17 protein-coding genes, 1 tRNA gene, 2 pseudogenes and 1 riboswitch are annotated in these 14836 nt (G+C 68.3%); of the genes and pseudogenes, 8 read left to right on the forward strand and 12 right to left on the reverse strand.

Annotation, left to right across the window (positions count from 1 at the left end; translation table 11 throughout):
* Positions 1 to 75 precede the first annotated feature (75 nt).
* Positions 76 to 2487 carry a transglycosylase domain-containing protein gene (locus ACFPQ9_RS26785; protein ID WP_380858277.1) on the forward strand — a complete coding sequence of 804 codons (2412 nt, stop codon included), beginning with the start codon at positions 76 to 78 and terminating at the stop codon, positions 2485 to 2487.
* Positions 2488 to 2497: 10 nt separating this feature from the next.
* Here the strand turns inward: ACFPQ9_RS26785 and sugE are convergent, their stop codons facing one another.
* The 3 genes from sugE to ACFPQ9_RS26800 form a co-directional block, all read right to left on the reverse strand.
* Positions 2498 to 2818, reverse strand: coding sequence for a quaternary ammonium compound efflux SMR transporter SugE (sugE, locus tag ACFPQ9_RS26790; RefSeq protein ID WP_020132220.1), 321 nt, complete (start codon positions 2816 to 2818; stop codon positions 2498 to 2500).
* A gap of 34 nt (positions 2819 to 2852) precedes the next feature.
* A riboswitch (guanidine-III (ykkC-III) riboswitch) is annotated at positions 2853 to 2923 on the reverse strand.
* 48 nt (positions 2924 to 2971) lie between these two features.
* On the reverse strand, positions 2972 to 3328 hold the full coding sequence (locus ACFPQ9_RS26795; protein WP_380858280.1) for a GroES family chaperonin: 357 nt from the start codon (positions 3326 to 3328) through the stop codon (positions 2972 to 2974).
* Positions 3329 to 3383: 55 nt separating this feature from the next.
* Positions 3384 to 3713, reverse strand: coding sequence for a DUF3618 domain-containing protein (locus tag ACFPQ9_RS26800; protein WP_380858283.1), 330 nt, complete (start codon positions 3711 to 3713; stop codon positions 3384 to 3386).
* A gap of 95 nt (positions 3714 to 3808) precedes the next feature.
* Between ACFPQ9_RS26800 and bcp the strand changes: the two genes are divergently transcribed.
* The 4 genes and pseudogenes from bcp to ACFPQ9_RS26820 all read left to right on the forward strand — a co-directional run bounded on the left by bcp (position 3809) and on the right by ACFPQ9_RS26820 (position 5854).
* Positions 3809 to 4276 carry a thioredoxin-dependent thiol peroxidase gene (gene bcp, locus ACFPQ9_RS26805; RefSeq protein WP_380858286.1) on the forward strand — a complete coding sequence of 156 codons (468 nt, stop codon included), beginning with the start codon at positions 3809 to 3811 and terminating at the stop codon, positions 4274 to 4276.
* Positions 4277 to 4441: 165 nt separating this feature from the next.
* Positions 4442 to 5094: pseudogene (locus tag ACFPQ9_RS26810) on the forward strand (HNH endonuclease).
* Positions 5091 to 5766, forward strand: a pseudogene (locus ACFPQ9_RS26815) (HNH endonuclease). Before ACFPQ9_RS26810 ends, ACFPQ9_RS26815 begins: the two co-directional pseudogenes overlap by 4 nt.
* Positions 5767 to 5781: 15 nt before the next feature.
* A tRNA-Leu gene (locus ACFPQ9_RS26820) sits at positions 5782 to 5854 on the forward strand.
* Positions 5855 to 5910: 56 nt separating this feature from the next.
* Here ACFPQ9_RS26820 and rdgB read toward each other — a convergent pair.
* From rdgB to ACFPQ9_RS26840, 4 genes are all read right to left on the reverse strand, one after another.
* On the reverse strand, positions 5911 to 6513 hold the full coding sequence (gene rdgB, locus ACFPQ9_RS26825) for an RdgB/HAM1 family non-canonical purine NTP pyrophosphatase (RefSeq protein ID WP_380858289.1): 603 nt from the start codon (positions 6511 to 6513) through the stop codon (positions 5911 to 5913).
* Between the two features lie 33 nt (positions 6514 to 6546).
* Positions 6547 to 6951, reverse strand: coding sequence for a hypothetical protein (locus ACFPQ9_RS26830; RefSeq protein WP_380858292.1), 405 nt, complete (start codon positions 6949 to 6951; stop codon positions 6547 to 6549).
* A 149-nt stretch (positions 6952 to 7100) separates the two neighbouring features.
* Positions 7101 to 7856 carry a ribonuclease PH gene (gene rph / locus ACFPQ9_RS26835; protein WP_380858295.1) on the reverse strand — a complete coding sequence of 252 codons (756 nt, stop codon included), beginning with the start codon at positions 7854 to 7856 and terminating at the stop codon, positions 7101 to 7103.
* A gap of 85 nt (positions 7857 to 7941) precedes the next feature.
* Positions 7942 to 8175, reverse strand: a complete 234-nt coding sequence (locus ACFPQ9_RS26840; RefSeq protein ID WP_030945941.1) for a PTS sugar transporter subunit IIB — start codon at positions 8173 to 8175, stop codon at positions 7942 to 7944.
* 158 nt (positions 8176 to 8333) lie between these two features.
* Between ACFPQ9_RS26840 and ACFPQ9_RS26845 the strand changes: the two genes are divergently transcribed.
* Positions 8334 to 9626 (forward strand): PTS transporter subunit EIIC, encoded by a 1293-nt coding sequence (locus ACFPQ9_RS26845; RefSeq protein ID WP_380858299.1) that lies wholly within the window; start codon positions 8334 to 8336, stop codon positions 9624 to 9626.
* 123 nt (positions 9627 to 9749) lie between these two features.
* Complete coding sequence (locus ACFPQ9_RS26850; protein ID WP_380858302.1) at positions 9750 to 11003, forward strand: PTS transporter subunit EIIC; 1254 nt, start codon at positions 9750 to 9752, stop codon at positions 11001 to 11003.
* A gap of 103 nt (positions 11004 to 11106) precedes the next feature.
* Here ACFPQ9_RS26850 and ACFPQ9_RS26855 read toward each other — a convergent pair whose 3' ends face one another.
* Positions 11107 to 11859, reverse strand: coding sequence for an MBL fold metallo-hydrolase (locus ACFPQ9_RS26855; protein ID WP_380858305.1), 753 nt, complete (start codon positions 11857 to 11859; stop codon positions 11107 to 11109).
* Positions 11860 to 12134: 275 nt separating this feature from the next.
* Here ACFPQ9_RS26855 and ACFPQ9_RS26860 point away from each other — a divergent pair, with 275 nt between their 5' ends.
* Positions 12135 to 12584, forward strand: a complete 450-nt coding sequence (locus ACFPQ9_RS26860) for a type II toxin-antitoxin system PemK/MazF family toxin (RefSeq protein WP_380858308.1) — start codon at positions 12135 to 12137, stop codon at positions 12582 to 12584.
* Positions 12585 to 12641: 57 nt separating this feature from the next.
* Here ACFPQ9_RS26860 and ACFPQ9_RS26865 read toward each other — a convergent pair whose 3' ends face one another.
* The 4 genes from ACFPQ9_RS26865 to ACFPQ9_RS26880 all read right to left on the reverse strand — a co-directional run bounded on the left by ACFPQ9_RS26865 (position 12642) and on the right by ACFPQ9_RS26880 (position 14646).
* A complete protein-coding gene (locus tag ACFPQ9_RS26865; RefSeq protein ID WP_380858311.1) occupies positions 12642 to 13592 on the reverse strand; it encodes a PLP-dependent cysteine synthase family protein in 951 nt (316 codons plus the stop codon).
* A gap of 5 nt (positions 13593 to 13597) precedes the next feature.
* Entirely contained in the window at positions 13598 to 13876 is a 279-nt protein-coding gene (locus ACFPQ9_RS26870) for a MoaD/ThiS family protein (protein WP_380858314.1), read from the reverse strand.
* A gap of 114 nt (positions 13877 to 13990) precedes the next feature.
* Positions 13991 to 14086, reverse strand: coding sequence for a putative leader peptide (locus tag ACFPQ9_RS26875; RefSeq protein ID WP_316959376.1), 96 nt, complete (start codon positions 14084 to 14086; stop codon positions 13991 to 13993).
* 137 nt (positions 14087 to 14223) lie between these two features.
* Positions 14224 to 14646, reverse strand: a complete 423-nt coding sequence (locus tag ACFPQ9_RS26880; RefSeq protein ID WP_107905659.1) for a M67 family metallopeptidase — start codon at positions 14644 to 14646, stop codon at positions 14224 to 14226.
* Between the last annotated feature and the right edge of the window lie 190 nt (positions 14647 to 14836).

Genomic DNA, 14836 nt, shown 5'->3' on the forward strand with positions numbered 1-14836 from the left:
GTCTTCAATGGGGGCGCAGTAGGCGTACGAGGGCGTACGGGAACGTACGACGCGAAACAGGAGTCCGTGCCAGAGATGAGTGACGAGCCGCAGCCGCAAGAGCCGCAGGCCGAGCCACAGCAGCCGACCGGGAAGCCGAAGCGGCCGAAGAGGACGGGCTGGCGGCGGATCATCCCGACCTGGCGCATGGTGCTGAGCACCTTCGTCATCGGCACGCTGCTGCTCGTCGGCGCGTTCTTCCTGGCCTACTCCCTGGTCAAGATCCCGCCGGCCAACGCCCTCGCGACCAAGCAGGCCAACGTCTACATGTACGCGGACGGCTCGGTGATCGCCCGCGACGGCGAGGTCAACCGGGAGAACGTCACCCTCGCCCAGATGTCCAAGGACGCCCAGCACGCGATCCTGGCCGCCGAGGACCGCGACTTCTACACCGAGTCCGCCGTCGACCCCAAGGCGATGCTGCGGGCCGCCTGGAACACCGCCACCGGCAAGGGCAAGCAGTCCGGCTCCACGATCACCCAGCAGTACGTGAAGAACTACTACCTGCGCCAGGACCAGACGGTCACCCGCAAGGCCAAGGAGTTCATCATCGCGATCAAGCTCGATCGCGAGAAGACCAAGGACGAGATCCTCGAGGGCTACCTCAACACCAGCTTCTTCGGCCGCAACGCCTACGGCATCCAGGCCGCCGCCCAGGCCTACTACGGCATGGACGCCAAGGACCTCGACCCGGCCCGCGCCGCGTATCTCGCCGCCCTGGTCAACGCGCCCAGCGAGTACGACGTCGTCGCCCACCCGGAGAACAAGTCCGCGGCCGTGGCCCGCTGGAACTACGTCCTGGACGGCATGGTCACCAAGGGCTGGCTCAGCGAGTCCAAGCGGGCCGGCATGAAGTTCCCGATGCCGAAGGAGGCCGCGACCTCCACCAACCTCTCCGGTCAGCGCGGCTACATCGTGCAGATCGTGAAGGACTATCTGACCCAGAACAAGATCGTCAGCGCGGAGGAGCTGGAGGCCGGCGGCTACCGCATCACCACCACCCTGCAGAAGGACAAGCAGAACGCCTTCGTCGACGCCGTCAACGACCAGCTGATGTCCAAGCTGGACAAGAAGAACAACAAGGTCGACACCTACGTCCGCGCGGGCGGCGCCTCCGTCGACCCGAAGACCGGCAAGGTCGTCGCGATGTACAACGGCATCGACTACGTCAAGCAGTACACCCCGAACGCCACCCGCAGGGACTTCCAGGTCGGCTCCACCTTCAAGCCGTTCGTGTTCACCTCGGCCGTGGAGAACGGCTCGACCACCCAGGACGGCCGCCAGATCACCCCGAACACGATCTACGACGGCACCAACAAGCGCCCGGTCCAGGGCTGGACGGGCACCTACGACCCGGCGAACGAGGACGACGTCTCCTACGGCGACATCTCGGTGCGCCAGGCCACCGACAAGTCCGTGAACTCGGTGTACGCGCAGATGGCCGTCGACGTCGGCCCGGAGAAGGTGAAGGACACCGCCGTCGAACTGGGCCTGCCGACCAACACCCCGGACCTCCAGCCGTATCCGTCGATCGCCCTCGGCACCGCGACCGCCAGTGTCCTCGACATGGCGGAGGCCTACGCGACGCTCGCCAACCACGGCAAGCACGGCACGTACACGATGATCGACAAGATCACCAAGGACGGCGCCGACGTCATCGAGCTGCCGGAGCGCAAGACCTCCCAGGTCGTCACCCGCGAGGCCGCCGACACCACGACCTCGGTCCTGCAGAGCGTCGTGGACAACGGCACCGCCACCGGGGCCCTGGCCGCCGGCCGGCCCGCGGCGGGCAAGACCGGTACGGCGGAGGAGGACACCGCCGCCTGGTTCGCCGGGTACACGCCCGAACTGGCCACCGTCGTCTCCGTCATGGGCCAGGACCCGGTCACCGCCAAGCACAAGTCGCTGTACGGCGCGATGGGCCTGAACCGCATCAACGGCGGCGGGGCGCCCACCGACATCTGGGCCCAGTACACAAAGGAGGCCCTGAAGGACAAGCCGGTCGGCGAGTTCGACCTCCAGCTCCAGGAGGGCGCCGACGTGCCCCAGTACCCCACGACCGACCCGACCCAGGGCGACGAGGACTCCGGCGACCAGGACGAGGACGGCACCACCGGGGAGACGACGACCGGCGGCCAGGACACCGAGGGCCAGACCGGGGGCGAGACCCCGGGCGGGACGGACGGCGGCACCACGGGCGACACCACGGACGGCGGCACCACCGACGGCGGCACGACGGACGGCGGCGCGATCGGCTGGACCGACTCCGGCGGCACCACCGACGGAGGCACCACGGACGGCGGCACCACCGACGGCGGCACGGACTCGGGCGGCACGGACACCGGCGGAGCGACCGGCGGGGACAGCTCCACCGGCGGAACCGACACCGGCGGCGGAGGGACGTCCGGGAACACGGCCGGGACGCTGAGCACGGGCCGCCGCCCGTGAGCGCCGGGGCTCAGTGACCGCTGGTCGCCTTGAGCCCCACCACGGCGACCAGCAGCAGACAGACGAAGAAGATCCGCGCGGCGGTGGCCGGCTCCCCCAGCACGACCATGCCGACCACCGCGGCACCGGCCGCCCCGATGCCCACCCACACGCCGTAGGCGGTGCCGATGGGCAGGGACCTCGCGGCGTAGGACAGCAGCAGCATGCTGGCGACGATGCCGGCGCCGGTGAACAGGCTGGGGACGAGCCGGGTGAATCCGTCGGTGTACTTCATGCCGATCGACCAGCCGACCTCGAGCAGACCGGCGACGACGAGCAGAACCCAGGCCATGACAGGCACCTCCGAGACGTACGACGTGGAACGGGGTGCGTCGTCTTTGCCTGAGTCCCGGTACGGCGCGTCTCGTCGGGTTCCTTCAAAGCTAGCAAAGGAAACAGCGAAAGGGGCTGGTGACGATGGTCACCAGCCCCTTCGACCGTTGGTTTACAGGTAGAGCCCCGTGGAGTCCTCCGACCCCTCGAACCGGTCGGCGGCCACGGCATGCAGATCACGCTCACGCATGAGCACATACGCGACCCCGCGCACCTCGACCTCGGCACGGTCCTCCGGGTCGTACAGGACCCGGTCGCCGGGCTCCACGGTGCGGACGTTCTGTCCCACCGCGACGACCTCGGCCCAGGCCAGCCGGCGGCCGACGGCCGCGGTGGCGGGGATCAGGATGCCGCCACCGGAACGCCGCTCGCCCTCGCCGGTGTCCTGCCGCACGAGTACGCGGTCGTGCAGCATCCGGATGGGCAGCTTGTCGTGGTGGGTGCTGGGCTCGTTTCTGTTGGCGCTCACGCCTTTGAACCTACCTGCCTTTGACGCCCGCGTACGCCGCCGGGTCCGCCGCCGCTCAGCCCTTGCGGCGCCGGGTTCCCAGCGCCAGCAGGCCCACGAGCCCGACGGCGACGATCGCCACGGGCACGATGCGTTCGAGCCGGGGCGCACCCTCGTCATCGGTGAACTTGGCCTTCACATCGCTCACCACCCGGTTGACCTCGACATAGGCCCGTCCGAGGGTGTGGTCGATATTGGAGACCACCTTGGCCTTGGCATCGCCGACGATCGTCTTCGGGTGCACCCGCACCCCGATCTCGTCGAGTGTCTCGGCCAGAGCTGCGCGACGGGCCTTGATGTCCGCCTCGATCTGCGCCGGGGTTCTGGTGTCCGACGTGTCCGCCACCGTACGGCCTCCGAAGTGAAGCTGATGCTGTTTCCGGACAGTCTGTCAGTTCCTCGCCGGACCGCACTGTCAGGCTCCCCGGTTACGCTGGTTCGATGAGCGAGCGACTCCAGCCCGGGGACGTAGCCCCGGCCTTCACCCTCCCCGACGCCGACGGCAACGAGGTGTCCCTGACGGACCACAAGGGCCGCAAGGTCATCGTGTACTTCTACCCGGCCGCCCTGACGCCCGGCTGCACCAAGCAGGCCTGCGACTTCACGGACAACCTGGAGCTGCTGGCCGGCGCCGGCTACGACGTCATCGGCGTCTCCCCCGACAAGCCGGAGAAGCTCGCCAAGTTCCGCGAGAAGGAGCACCTGAAGATCACGCTGCTCGCCGACCCGGAGAAGACCGTCACCGAGTCCTACGGCGCGTACGGCGAGAAGAAGAACTACGGCAAGACGTACATGGGCGTCATCCGGTCCACGGTGATCGTGGACGAGGAGGGCAGGGTCGAACGGGCGCTGTACAACGTGCGGGCGACCGGCCACGTGGCGAAGATCATCAAGGACCTGGGCATCTGAAGGAGATGCCCGCACCAGGAGCCAGGCCGCCCCACCCCGGCACCGGCCTGCGCTCCTCACTCCACATCCAGTGATCTACGCCACGCCAACCCCGCCGTCACCGTCCGACATACGGTTCGTTGCTCCGTACGAGCAAAGAACAGGTGACCGAGAGCGGGGGTTGGAATGGGCGCCAGCGCGTACACCAAGGAGCGGCTGGAGGAGGCGGCTCGGGGGGCGCGGACGCTGTCAGAGGCGTTGGGGCGGTTGGGGGTGGATCCGCAGAGTTCGACACGGCGGTACGTGTGGGAGCGGATGAAGAAGCTCGGGGTGGACGTGTCGCACTTCGAGCGCGACGGGGTCAAGTGGACGAGGGAGATCCTCCAGGCCGCGGTGTCGGCCTCGAAGAATACGTGTGAGGTGCTGCGCCGTCTCGGGCTAGAGGTCGTGGGCGGACATCACACCCACATCAGCCGCCGGATCAGGGCATACGGCATCGACACCTCGCACTTCGAGAGGCCGTCCCGGCGCGGTGAGGTCCGGCGCACCCGCACGCCTGAACGTCTCCTCGTGGAGCAGCAGGTCGGCCACGCCCGGCGCATCCCGAGTGACCGCCTCAGGTGGGCGATGATGTGCACGGGCGTACCGGACCGGTGTGCACTCTGCGGCACGGAAGCGGTCTGGCGGGGCCACCCGATGCCGCTGGAGGTCGACCATATCGACGGCAACTGGCGGGACAACCGCTCGAGAACCTCCGGTTCCTCTGCCCCAACTGCCATTCGACGACGGACAACTACCGTGGGCGCGCCAAAGGGCGTGCCGGGATCGACAGGGCATGAGCGGACGGGTGCAGTACACCCGAGAGCGGTTGGCCGAAGCCGCCGCACAGTGCTCGGACATCGACGAGGTCATCGCGTTCCTCGGCACTCGGCCCTACGGCAATCTCCGCCGTCATCTCTTCCGACGCTTCGACCACTTCGGGATCGACGTCTCCCACATGCCACGTCGTAGACTCACGTCCGGGTCGCGTCCCAAACCTGCCGACGATGAGCTGCGCCGTGCGGTCGAGACGACGACCTCCATCGCCGACGCTCTCCGCGCGCTGGGGTTGGAGCCCTACAACAGCCGGCTTCGTGCGCTGTTCCACCAGTGGATCGCAGCCGCCGGTCTCGACACGACGCACTTCCTCGGACAGGCGCATCAACGCGGGAAGCCGGGCACGACTCCGGTCAGGCGTGCAGAGGACATCCTGGTCCGGCACGACGGTAAGCGCCGGACGAGAACGCACCTGCTACGTCGCGCACTCCTTGAGGCGGGCGTGCCCGAGAAGTGCGCCGAGCGGAATCGGCCCCGAATGGCTCGGCAAGGCCATGACGCTGGAGGTCGACCACATCAACGGGGACTGGGGCGACGACCGGCGGGAGAACCTGCGGCTGTTGTGCCCCAACTGTCATGCGGTCACCAGTACCTGGTGCCGAGGCGGTCAGCGAGGACATACTCTCGCCCAGTAAGGTAGAGCTGGCCCGGCGCCCGTACGCCAATGGCCGAGCGGCGATCTTTAGGTGGTCGTGTTTGTCGGTTCGAATCCGACCGGGCGCACACGAAGAAGCGGCCCCGCACCTCTGACTCATGGGTGCGGGGTCCGTTTCATGAAGTCAACCCACCAGTTCCCGTACGACCGGCACCAGCGCCCGGAACGCCTTCCCCCGATGGCTGATCGCGTTCTTCTCCTGCGGGCTCAGCTCGGCGCAGGTCCTGTTCTCCCCCTCCGGCTGGAGGACGGGGTCGTACCCGAAGCCGTTGGTGCCGGTGGGGACATGTCGCAGGACGCCCCGGAGCTGTCCCTCGACCACCCGCTCCGTGCCGTCGGGCAGGGCGAGCGCGGCGGCGCAGGCGAAGTGGGCGCCCCGGTGTGCGTCGTCGATGTCGGAGAGCTGGGCCAGCAGCAGCTCCAGGTTCGCGCGGTCGTCCCCGTGCCTGCCCGCCCAGCGGGCCGAGAAGATGCCGGGGGCGCCGTTCAGTACGTCGACGCACAGCCCGGAGTCGTCGGCGACGGCCGGCAGTCCGGTCGCCCGCGCCAGGGCATGGGCCTTCAGCAGCGCGTTCTCGGCGAAGGTGACGCCGGTTTCCTTGACGTCGGGGATCTCCGGGTAGGCGTCCGCGCCGACGAGCTCGTGATCGAGACCTGCGTCGGCGAGGATCGCCCGGAGTTCGGAGATCTTTCCGGCGTTACGGGTGGCGAGGATGAGACGGGTCATGGGGTCCAGTATCCCGGCCTCGGTGTCCGTGGTTTACGGCGTACAGACCTTCGTCAGTTCGCCCGCCGCTTCCGTGACCGGGCTGATGTCCGGGGTCTCGTCGCCGTTCTTGACCGCGTCGCGGACGTTGGTGACGGCCTGCTGGAGGTCGTCCACTGCCTTGTTCACATCGGCGTTGTCGGTCTTGTCGCCGATCTTGTCGAGGTTCTTGTCGATGGAGGTCAGCGACTCCTCCAGCTGCGTCGGGTCGTTCGCGGCGCTCTCCACGGCCTGCTGGAGTTCCGTGACGCTGTCGGCGATGGCGTCGGCGGTCTGGACGCAGTCCAGTGCCTTGTTGACGGCGTCGCAGCCGGTGGTCAGCCCTGCCGTCAGCCCCACTGCCGCGATGGCTGCGGCGGCTACGGCTATCCGGCTCCGGCGTCGTCGGCTCGTGGCCATGCTTGACGTTCCCCTCCCTGCACAAGGCCTCGCAGGCCCCCCGTGGTCACTGGCCGGGCGTACAGCGGTGTGCCGTACGCCCGTACCCCTAGTGACGCCGGGGAAGGCCGCGTGGTTGCCCGACGCGGCGGCTCTTCTTGGCGCGTCCTTTACTTTTCGAGGACGGTATCAAGCGCCTTGCGCTGGAGCTCCGCCAGTTCCCCGCAGCCGGAAACGGCAAGGTCCAGAAGGGCGTTGAGCTCCTCGCGGGCGAAGGGCTCGGCCTCGGCGGTGCCCTGGACCTCGACGAAGCGGCCGTCGCCGGTGCAGACGACGTTCATGTCGGTGTCGGCCTTCACGTCCTCCTCGTAGCAGAGGTCGAGGAGCGGGACGCCGCCGACGATGCCGACCGAGACGGCGCTCACGGTGCCGGTGAGCGGCTTGCGGCCGGGCTTGATCAGTTTCCTGCCCTGGGCCCAGGCGACGGCGTCCGCCAGCGCGACATAGGCGCCGGTGATGGCCGCCGTACGCGTGCCGCCGTCGGCCTGGAGGACGTCGCAGTCGAGGACGACGGTGTTCTCGCCGAGTGCCTTGTAGTCGATGACGGCGCGCAGGGAGCGGCCGATGAGGCGGCTGATCTCGTGCGTACGGCCGCCGATCTTGCCGCGGACGGACTCGCGGTCGCCGCGGGTGTTGGTGGCGCGGGGCAGCATGGCGTACTCCGCGGTGACCCAGCCCTCGCCGCTGCCCTTGCGCCAGCGCGGGACGCCTTCGGTGAAGGAGGCGGTGCACAGGACCTTCGTGTCGCCGAAGGAGACGAGGACGGAGCCCTCCGCGTGCTTGGACCAGGCGCGCTCGATGGTGACCGGCCGGAGCTGTTCGGGGGTGCGCCCGTCGATTCGGGTCGTTGAGGAGGTAGCTGCCATGGCGTGAGCCTAGCCCCATACGGAAGGGGCCCCTCCCACGGCTTCGGTCGCCTGGGCAGAGGCCCCTCTCGGTGAGCTCAGGGGCTCACATCATGTCTTCGATCTCCGCCGCGATCGGGTCGGCGTCGGTGCCGATGACGACCTGGATGGCGGTGCCCATCTTCACGACGCCGTGGGCGCCGGCGGCCTTCAGGGCGGACTCGTCGACCAGCGAGGCGTCGCTGACCTCGGTGCGCAGCCGGGTGATGCAGCCCTCGATCTCCTCGATGTTGTCGATGCCACCGAGCCCGGCGACGATCTTCTCAGCCTTGCTGGCCATGTCCTGTCTCCCTGAATTCCCTGATCCGAACCGGTTTGTCGCAGTAACCCACAGTTGGCCCATCTTCGCGAGCGGTCATGCCGTCGGTGCCGAAGGATGACGTTCACGACAGTGGAACCGTCGCCAACTGGTCTACACCACCTTACCGAGGGGCGTCCATGAGTGCCGACAGCTCCGCCATCAGCCCCGCACGGCTTCGCTGGAACAAGTTCTTCCAGGGCCTGCAGAAGATGGGCCGCAGCCTTCAACTGCCCATCGCCGTCCTGCCCGCCGCCGGCATCCTCAACCGCCTCGGCCAGCCGGACGTGTTCGGCGACGACGGGCTCGGCTGGACCGATGTCTCCAAGGTGATGGTGGGCGCGGGCAGCGCGCTGCTCGACGGCGCGCTGGGTCTGCCGCTGCTGTTCTGCGTGGGTGTGGCCATCGGCATGGCGAAGAAGTCCGACGGCTCGACGGCGCTGGCGGCCGTCGTGGGGTTCCTCGTCTACTACAACGTGCTGCGCCAGTTCCCGGAGGACTGCCCCGAGGGCTCGAAGGCGGTGCCGAACGTCGGCTGCCAGGTGCAGGACGGCACGGTGACCGTCTTCGAGTACCAGAACCCTGGTGTGTTCGGCGGCATCGTGGTGGGCCTGCTGGCCGCGTTCTTCTGGGCCCGCTATCACCGTACGAGGCTGGTCGACTGGCTCGGCTTCTTCAACGGCCGGCGTCTGGTCCCGATCATCATGGCGTTCGTGTCGATCGCCTTCGCGGCGCTGTGCCTGTGGGTCTGGCCGCCGATCGGTGACGCGCTGGAGAGCTTCAGCGACTGGATGGACGGCCTGGACGCCTGGGGCGCGGGCGTCTTCGGCGTCGCCAACCGGGCGTTGCTGGTCGTCGGGTTGCACCAGTTCCTCAACGTGCCCATCTGGTTCCAGTTCGGCAGCTACACACGGCCGGACGGCACGGTGGTGCACGGCGACATCAACATGTTCCTCGCGGGCGACCCGGACGCCGGCCAGTTCACCTCGGGCTTCTTCCCGATCATGATGTTCGCGCTGCCCGCGGCCGCGCTCGCCATCACCCACTGCGCCAGGCCGAGCCGCCGCAAGGAGGTCGGGGGGCTGATGACGTCGGTGGCCCTGACGTCCTTCGTCACCGGCATCACGGAACCGATCGAGTACTCGTTCCTGTTCGTGGCCCCGGTGCTGTACGCGGTGCACGCGCTGCTGACGGGCGTGTCGATGGCGGTCACCTGGGGCCTCGGCGTCCATGACGGCTTCAGCTTCTCGGCGGGCCTGATCGACTACATCATCAACTGGAACCTGGCGACGAAACCCTGGGCGATGATTCCGATCGGCCTGGCCTTCGCCGTCGTCTACTACGTGATCTTCCGCTTCGCGATCACGAAGTTCGATCTCAAGACGCCGGGCAGGGAGCCCGAGGACCAGGTCGAGGACGTGACAAAGGTCTGAAATAGGGCTTGATAACGGTCCAGAAAACCCTGGGGAATCGCGGGTTCCTTATCTCACCTTCATCATGCTACAACAGGTCTACACCACTGAGTGGTGTAGACCACCACCCGATGGAGGAAGTCTATGAGCACCGCCACCTCGCCAACGGCGGCCCCCACGAAGAAGTGGGTATCCGGCCTTTTCCAGGGCCTGCAGAAGGTCGGCCGCAGCCTTCAGCTCCCGATCGCCGTGCTCCCGGCCGCAGGTCTCCTGCTGCGCTTCGGCCAGGCCGACGTGTTCGGCAAGGACGGGCTCGGCTGGGACAAGGTCGCGGCCGTGTTCGCCACCGCCGGTGGCGCGATCTTCGACAACCTGCCGATGCTGTTCTGCATCGGTGTGGCGATCGGCTTCGCCAAGAAGGCGGACGGTTCGACCGCCCTGGCCGCGCTCGTCGGCTTCCTGGTCTACAGCAACGTGCTGAAGGCGTTCCCGGTCACCGAGGCGAAGATCCAGGCCGGCGAGGACATAGCCGCGACCTACAACAACCCCGGTGTCCTCGGCGGCATCGTCATGGGTCTGCTGGCCGCCGTGCTGTGGCAGCGCTATCACCGCACCAAGCTGGTGGACTGGCTCGGCTTCTTCAACGGCCGTCGTCTCGTGCCGATCATCATGGCCTTCGTCGGCACCGTCATGGGTGTCTTCTTCGGCCTGGTCTGGGAGCCGATCGGTGAGGTCATCTCCGACTTCGGCGAGTGGATGACCGGTCTCGGCGCCGTCGGCGCGGGTCTGTTCGGTCTCATCAACCGCGCGCTCATCCCGGTCGGCATGCACCAGTTCGTGAACACCGTCTCCTGGTTCCAGCTCGGCGACTTCAAGGACGCCGCCGGTGAGATCGTGCACGGCGACCTGAACCGCTTCTTCGCCGGTGACCCGACCGCCGGTCAGTTCATGTCGGGCTTCTTCCCGATCATGATGTTCGGTCTGCCGGCCGCCGCCATCGCCATCGCGCACTGCGCCCGCCCCGAGCGCCGCAAGGCCGTGATGGGCATGATGATCTCGCTCGCCCTGACCTCCTTCGTCACCGGCGTCACCGAGCCCATCGAGTTCGCGTTCATGTTCATCGCCCCGGTGCTGTACGTGATCCACGCGGTGCTCACCGCCCTGTCGATGGCGATCACCTGGGCACTCGGCGTCCACGCGGGCTTCACCTTCTCCGCCGGCTTCATCGACTACGCGCTCAACTGGAACCTGGCGACGAAGCCATGGCTCATCATCCCGATCGGCCTCGTCTTCGCCGCGATCTACTACTCCGTCTTCCGCTTCGCCATCACGAAGTGGAACCTCCCCACCCCGGGCCGCGAGCCCGAGGAGGAGGTCGAGGACCTCACCAAGGCGTGAGACCGAGCCGTACGGCATGACGAAGGCCCCGGAACCGGGAAGGTTCCGGGGCCTTCGTCGCGCATACGGGCCTGAACCCCGTACGGGCTGTGTTCCCGGAAGACTAGATCTCGTACGTCTGCCTCGGCGCCGCGAGCTCCACCGGACCGTCGTAGACCTCGCGCGCGTCGGCCAGGTTGATCTGGGGATCGGTCCACGGCGGGATGTGGGTGAGGACCAGGCGGCGGGCGCCCGCACGGGCCGCCGACTGACCTGCCTCACGGCCGTTGAGGTGCAGGTCGGGGATGTTCTCCTTGCCGTGCGTGAAGGCGGCCTCGCACAGGAACAGATCCGCGTCGCGGGCGAGTTCGTCCAGGGCGGTGCTGATGCCCGTGTCACCCGAGTAGGTCAGCGTCTTTCCACCGTGCTCGATGCGGATGGCGTACGCCTCCACCGGGTGGGCCACGCGTTCGGTGTGCACCGTGAAGGGGCCGATCTCGAAGGTGGACGGCTTGACCGTGTGGAAGTCGAAGACCTCGCTCATGGACGAGGCGGTGGGGGTGTCGGCGTAGGCGGTGGTCAGGCGCTGCTCGGTGCCCTCGGGGCCGTAGACCGGGATCGGGTCACAGCGTCCGCCGTCGTGCCGGTAGTAGCGCGCGACGAAGTACGCGCACATGTCGATGCAGTGGTCGGCGTGCAGATGACTGAGGAAGATCGCGTCGAGGTCGTAGAGACCGCAGTGGCGCTGCAGCTCGCCCAGGGCGCCGTTGCCCATGTCGAGAAGCAGCCGGAAGCCGTCGGCCTCGACGAGGTAGCTCGAGCAGGCCGATTCCGCGGACGGGAACGACCCCGAGCAGCCGACGACGGTGAGCTTCATGAAACAGAAACCTCCGCTGGCGGGAAATCCAGAAGATCGGGAATTGGGGCGTCGGGGGTCGTGCGGTTTGTCGAGCGTAAGGCGCAAAACCTCCGGTCGCTCCTCCGCAAAGGTCTGTTGTGGGCGAACTCACCTGTGGTGTCACGCGTTCGGCTGGATATGGGACCCGCGGAACGGCAGGTGCGTGCGAAGCACTCGCACACGGTCCTGGCGAAGGGCAAAGAAGGCCCGGAAGAAGGCGCGCGCGGGTGGAAGTGCGCCGGTACCTTCTCCTCATGGACACGTCCTGGTGGCTGGCGCTCGCGGCGGTGGTACTGCTCGCTCTGGTCGCCACGCTCGTGGACGGGTGGGGGCGCGGCAGCAGGCCCCGGAGCAGGCGGACGCGGCCGCCCGGCCGGCCCGGGGGACGGGCGTCGACGCGTCCGGCGCCCGCCGAGATCTGGTGGGCGAGGGTGCCCTTCGAGGACGGGCCGGGAGCCAAGGACCGGCCCTGTCTGGTGCTGGCGGTGCGCGGGCAGCAGGTGACCGTCGCGAAGATCACCAGCAAGTACCGCGACGCACGGTACGGAGTGATCCCGCTGCCGCCGGGCTCGGTCGGCGACACCCGTGGCCGGGCGAGCTTCCTGGAGACGGGAGAGCTGCGGCACGTGCCGGTGTGGGAGTTCCGGCGGCGGGTGGGGGTGATGGACCCGGTCGTGTGGGACCAGGTCCGTCACCTCTCGTAGCGGGGCGCCGTCACTCGCCCCACAAGGGCCTCGCGGACCCCGAGCCGGCGGACCGGCTCACGCCCAGAGCTGGCCCTGGAGCGTCTCGATGGCCTCTTCCGTGGTGGCGGCGGTGTAGACACCGGTCGAGAGGTACTTCCAGCCGCCGTCGGCGACGACGAACACGATGTCGGCGGACTCGCCCGCCTTCAGCGCCTTGTTTCCGACACCGATCGCGGCGTGCAGGGCGGCGCCGGTGGAGACGCCCGCGAAGATGCCCTCCTGCTGGAGGAGTTCGCGGGTGCGGGTGACCGCGTCGGCCGAGCCGACCGAGAAGCGGGTGGTCAGGACGGAGGCGTCGTACAGCTCGGGGACGAAGCCCTCGTCGAGGTTGCGCAGTCCGTAGACCAGGTCGTCGTAGCGCGGTTCGGCGGCGACGATCTTCACGTCGGGCTTCTGCTCACGCAGGAAGCGGCCTACGCCCATCAGGGTGCCGGTGGTGCCGAGGCCGGCGACGAAGTGGGTGATGGAGGGGAGGTCGGCGAGGATCTCCGGGCCGGTCGTGGCGTAGTGGGCGCCGGCGTTGTCGGGGTTGCCGTACTGGTAGAGCATCACCCAGTCGGGGTGCTCGGCCGAGAGCTCCTTGGCGACCCGTACGGCGGTGTTGGAGCCGCCCGCGGCCGGGGACGAGATGATCTCCGCGCCCCACATGGCGAGCAGGTCCCGGCGCTCCTGCGAGGTGTTCTCGGGCATCACGCACACGATGCGGTAGCCCTTGAGCTTGGCCGCCATCGCCAGCGAGATACCGGTGTTGCCGCTGGTCGGCTCCAGGATCGTGCAGCCCGGGGTGAGACGGCCGTCCTTCTCCGCCTGCTCGATCATGTGCAGGGCGGGGCGGTCCTTGACCGAGCCGGTGGGGTTGCGGTCCTCCAGCTTGGCCCAGATGCGGACGTCCTCGGACGGCGACAACCGCGGCAGGCACACCAGGGGGGTGTTGCCCACCGCGGCGAGCGGGGAGTCGTAGCGCATGGAGATCAGGCCATACCGCCGGCCACGGCCGGCAGGATCGTGACGCTGTCGCCGTCGGCGAGCTTGGTGTTGATGCCGTCGAGGAAGCGGACGTCCTCGTCGTTCAGATAGACGTTGACGAAGCGGCGCAGCTGGTCGCCGTCCACGATGCGGGCCTGGATGCCCGCGTGCCGGGCCTCGAGGTCGGTGAACAGCTCGGCGAGGGTGTCACCGCTGCCCTCCACCGCCTTCTGACCGTCGGTGTAGGTGCGGAGGATGGTGGGGATGCGGACCTCGATGGCCATGGCTAGGGGCTCCTGTCGGGAGTAGTCAGTCGGGGGCGCGCGGCAGCGCAGTACAGCGGGGGTGGTGCGTGCGTGAGGCGCCGCGGCTCACGGCCGTACGGCGGCAGGGTCGCGTCAACAGATGGCGCTGGCGAGCCTGCACAGGTCGACGTGCAGCCGCGCCACGAGCAGCATGCCCGGCGTCTTCTCGCTCACGTCGTGGAAAACCATGGGGTCATCGTATCGATTCCCGGTCCGGCCTTTGGAATGTGATCTCATATCGCGGACGGCTTACGGCCGGGGAGTGAGACCGCGCTGTTCAACCCGCCTCGGTACGCCTTCTCAGTACGTCTTCTCGGTACGCCTTCTCAGTACGCCTCGACGACCTTGACCTCCTCCTCCGTCACCTCGCCCTCGACGATCCGGAAGGAGCGGAACTGGAAGTCGCCGAGGCCGTCGGTGTCGGCGGTGGAGACCAGGACGTAGTGCGCGCCGGGCTCGTTGGCGTAGGAGATGTCGGTGCGGGACGGGTACGCCTCGGTGGCCGTGTGGGAGTGGTAGATGACCACCGGCTCCTCGTCGCGGTCGTCCATCTCGCGGTAGAGCTTGAGCAGGTCGCCGGAGTCGAACTCGTAGAACGTGGGCGACATCGCGGCGTTCAGCATGGGGATGAAGCGCTCGGGACGGTCCGAGCCGGCCGGACCCGCGACGACGCCGCATGCCTCGTCGGGGTGGTCCTTGCGGGCGTGGGCGACGATCTGGTCGACGAGAGCCTGCGTGATGGTCAGCATGACGCCAGAATAAGCAGAGTGCGCGAAGCGCTCGTTTGGGGTGGTGGCGGGAGACGGGTGGGTAAGCAGAGGGGCCACCCCGTACCGAGGGATGGTACGAGGTGGCCCATATGCCGGACGCCTTGAGCGGCAGCCGTCCGGGGCGCCACGAGTGCCCCAGGCGGCGGGACGTCCGGGACCGGCGGTTCTC

Origin of the sequence: Streptomyces coerulescens (assembly GCF_042657965.1) — a bacterium.
In the GTDB taxonomy this organism is placed as follows: Bacteria; Actinomycetota; Actinomycetes; order Streptomycetales; family Streptomycetaceae; genus Streptomyces; species Streptomyces coerulescens.

Excerpts from the sequence above, each read along its gene's own strand:
- ACFPQ9_RS26785 (WP_380858277.1), top strand. The coding sequence starts at position 76 with ATGAGTGACGAGCCGCAGCCGCAAGAGCCGCAGGCCGAGCCACAGCAG.
- sugE (WP_020132220.1), bottom strand. The coding sequence starts at position 2,818 with ATGGCCTGGGTTCTGCTCGTCGTCGCCGGTCTGCTCGAGGTCGGCTGG.
- bcp (WP_380858286.1), top strand. The coding sequence starts at position 3,809 with ATGAGCGAGCGACTCCAGCCCGGGGACGTAGCCCCGGCCTTCACCCTC.
- rdgB (WP_380858289.1), bottom strand. The coding sequence starts at position 6,513 with ATGACCCGTCTCATCCTCGCCACCCGTAACGCCGGAAAGATCTCCGAA.
- ACFPQ9_RS26830 (WP_380858292.1), bottom strand. The coding sequence starts at position 6,951 with ATGGCCACGAGCCGACGACGCCGGAGCCGGATAGCCGTAGCCGCCGCA.
- rph (WP_380858295.1), bottom strand. The coding sequence starts at position 7,856 with ATGGCAGCTACCTCCTCAACGACCCGAATCGACGGGCGCACCCCCGAA.
- ACFPQ9_RS26840 (WP_030945941.1), bottom strand. The coding sequence starts at position 8,175 with ATGGCCAGCAAGGCTGAGAAGATCGTCGCCGGGCTCGGTGGCATCGAC.
- ACFPQ9_RS26845 (WP_380858299.1), top strand. The coding sequence starts at position 8,334 with ATGAGTGCCGACAGCTCCGCCATCAGCCCCGCACGGCTTCGCTGGAAC.
- ACFPQ9_RS26850 (WP_380858302.1), top strand. The coding sequence starts at position 9,750 with ATGAGCACCGCCACCTCGCCAACGGCGGCCCCCACGAAGAAGTGGGTA.
- ACFPQ9_RS26855 (WP_380858305.1), bottom strand. The coding sequence starts at position 11,859 with ATGAAGCTCACCGTCGTCGGCTGCTCGGGGTCGTTCCCGTCCGCGGAA.
- ACFPQ9_RS26860 (WP_380858308.1), top strand. The coding sequence starts at position 12,135 with ATGGACACGTCCTGGTGGCTGGCGCTCGCGGCGGTGGTACTGCTCGCT.
- ACFPQ9_RS26865 (WP_380858311.1), bottom strand. The coding sequence starts at position 13,592 with ATGCGCTACGACTCCCCGCTCGCCGCGGTGGGCAACACCCCCCTGGTG.
- ACFPQ9_RS26870 (WP_380858314.1), bottom strand. The coding sequence starts at position 13,876 with ATGGCCATCGAGGTCCGCATCCCCACCATCCTCCGCACCTACACCGAC.
- ACFPQ9_RS26875 (WP_316959376.1), bottom strand. The coding sequence starts at position 14,086 with ATGGTTTTCCACGACGTGAGCGAGAAGACGCCGGGCATGCTGCTCGTG.
- ACFPQ9_RS26880 (WP_107905659.1), bottom strand. The coding sequence starts at position 14,646 with ATGCTGACCATCACGCAGGCTCTCGTCGACCAGATCGTCGCCCACGCC.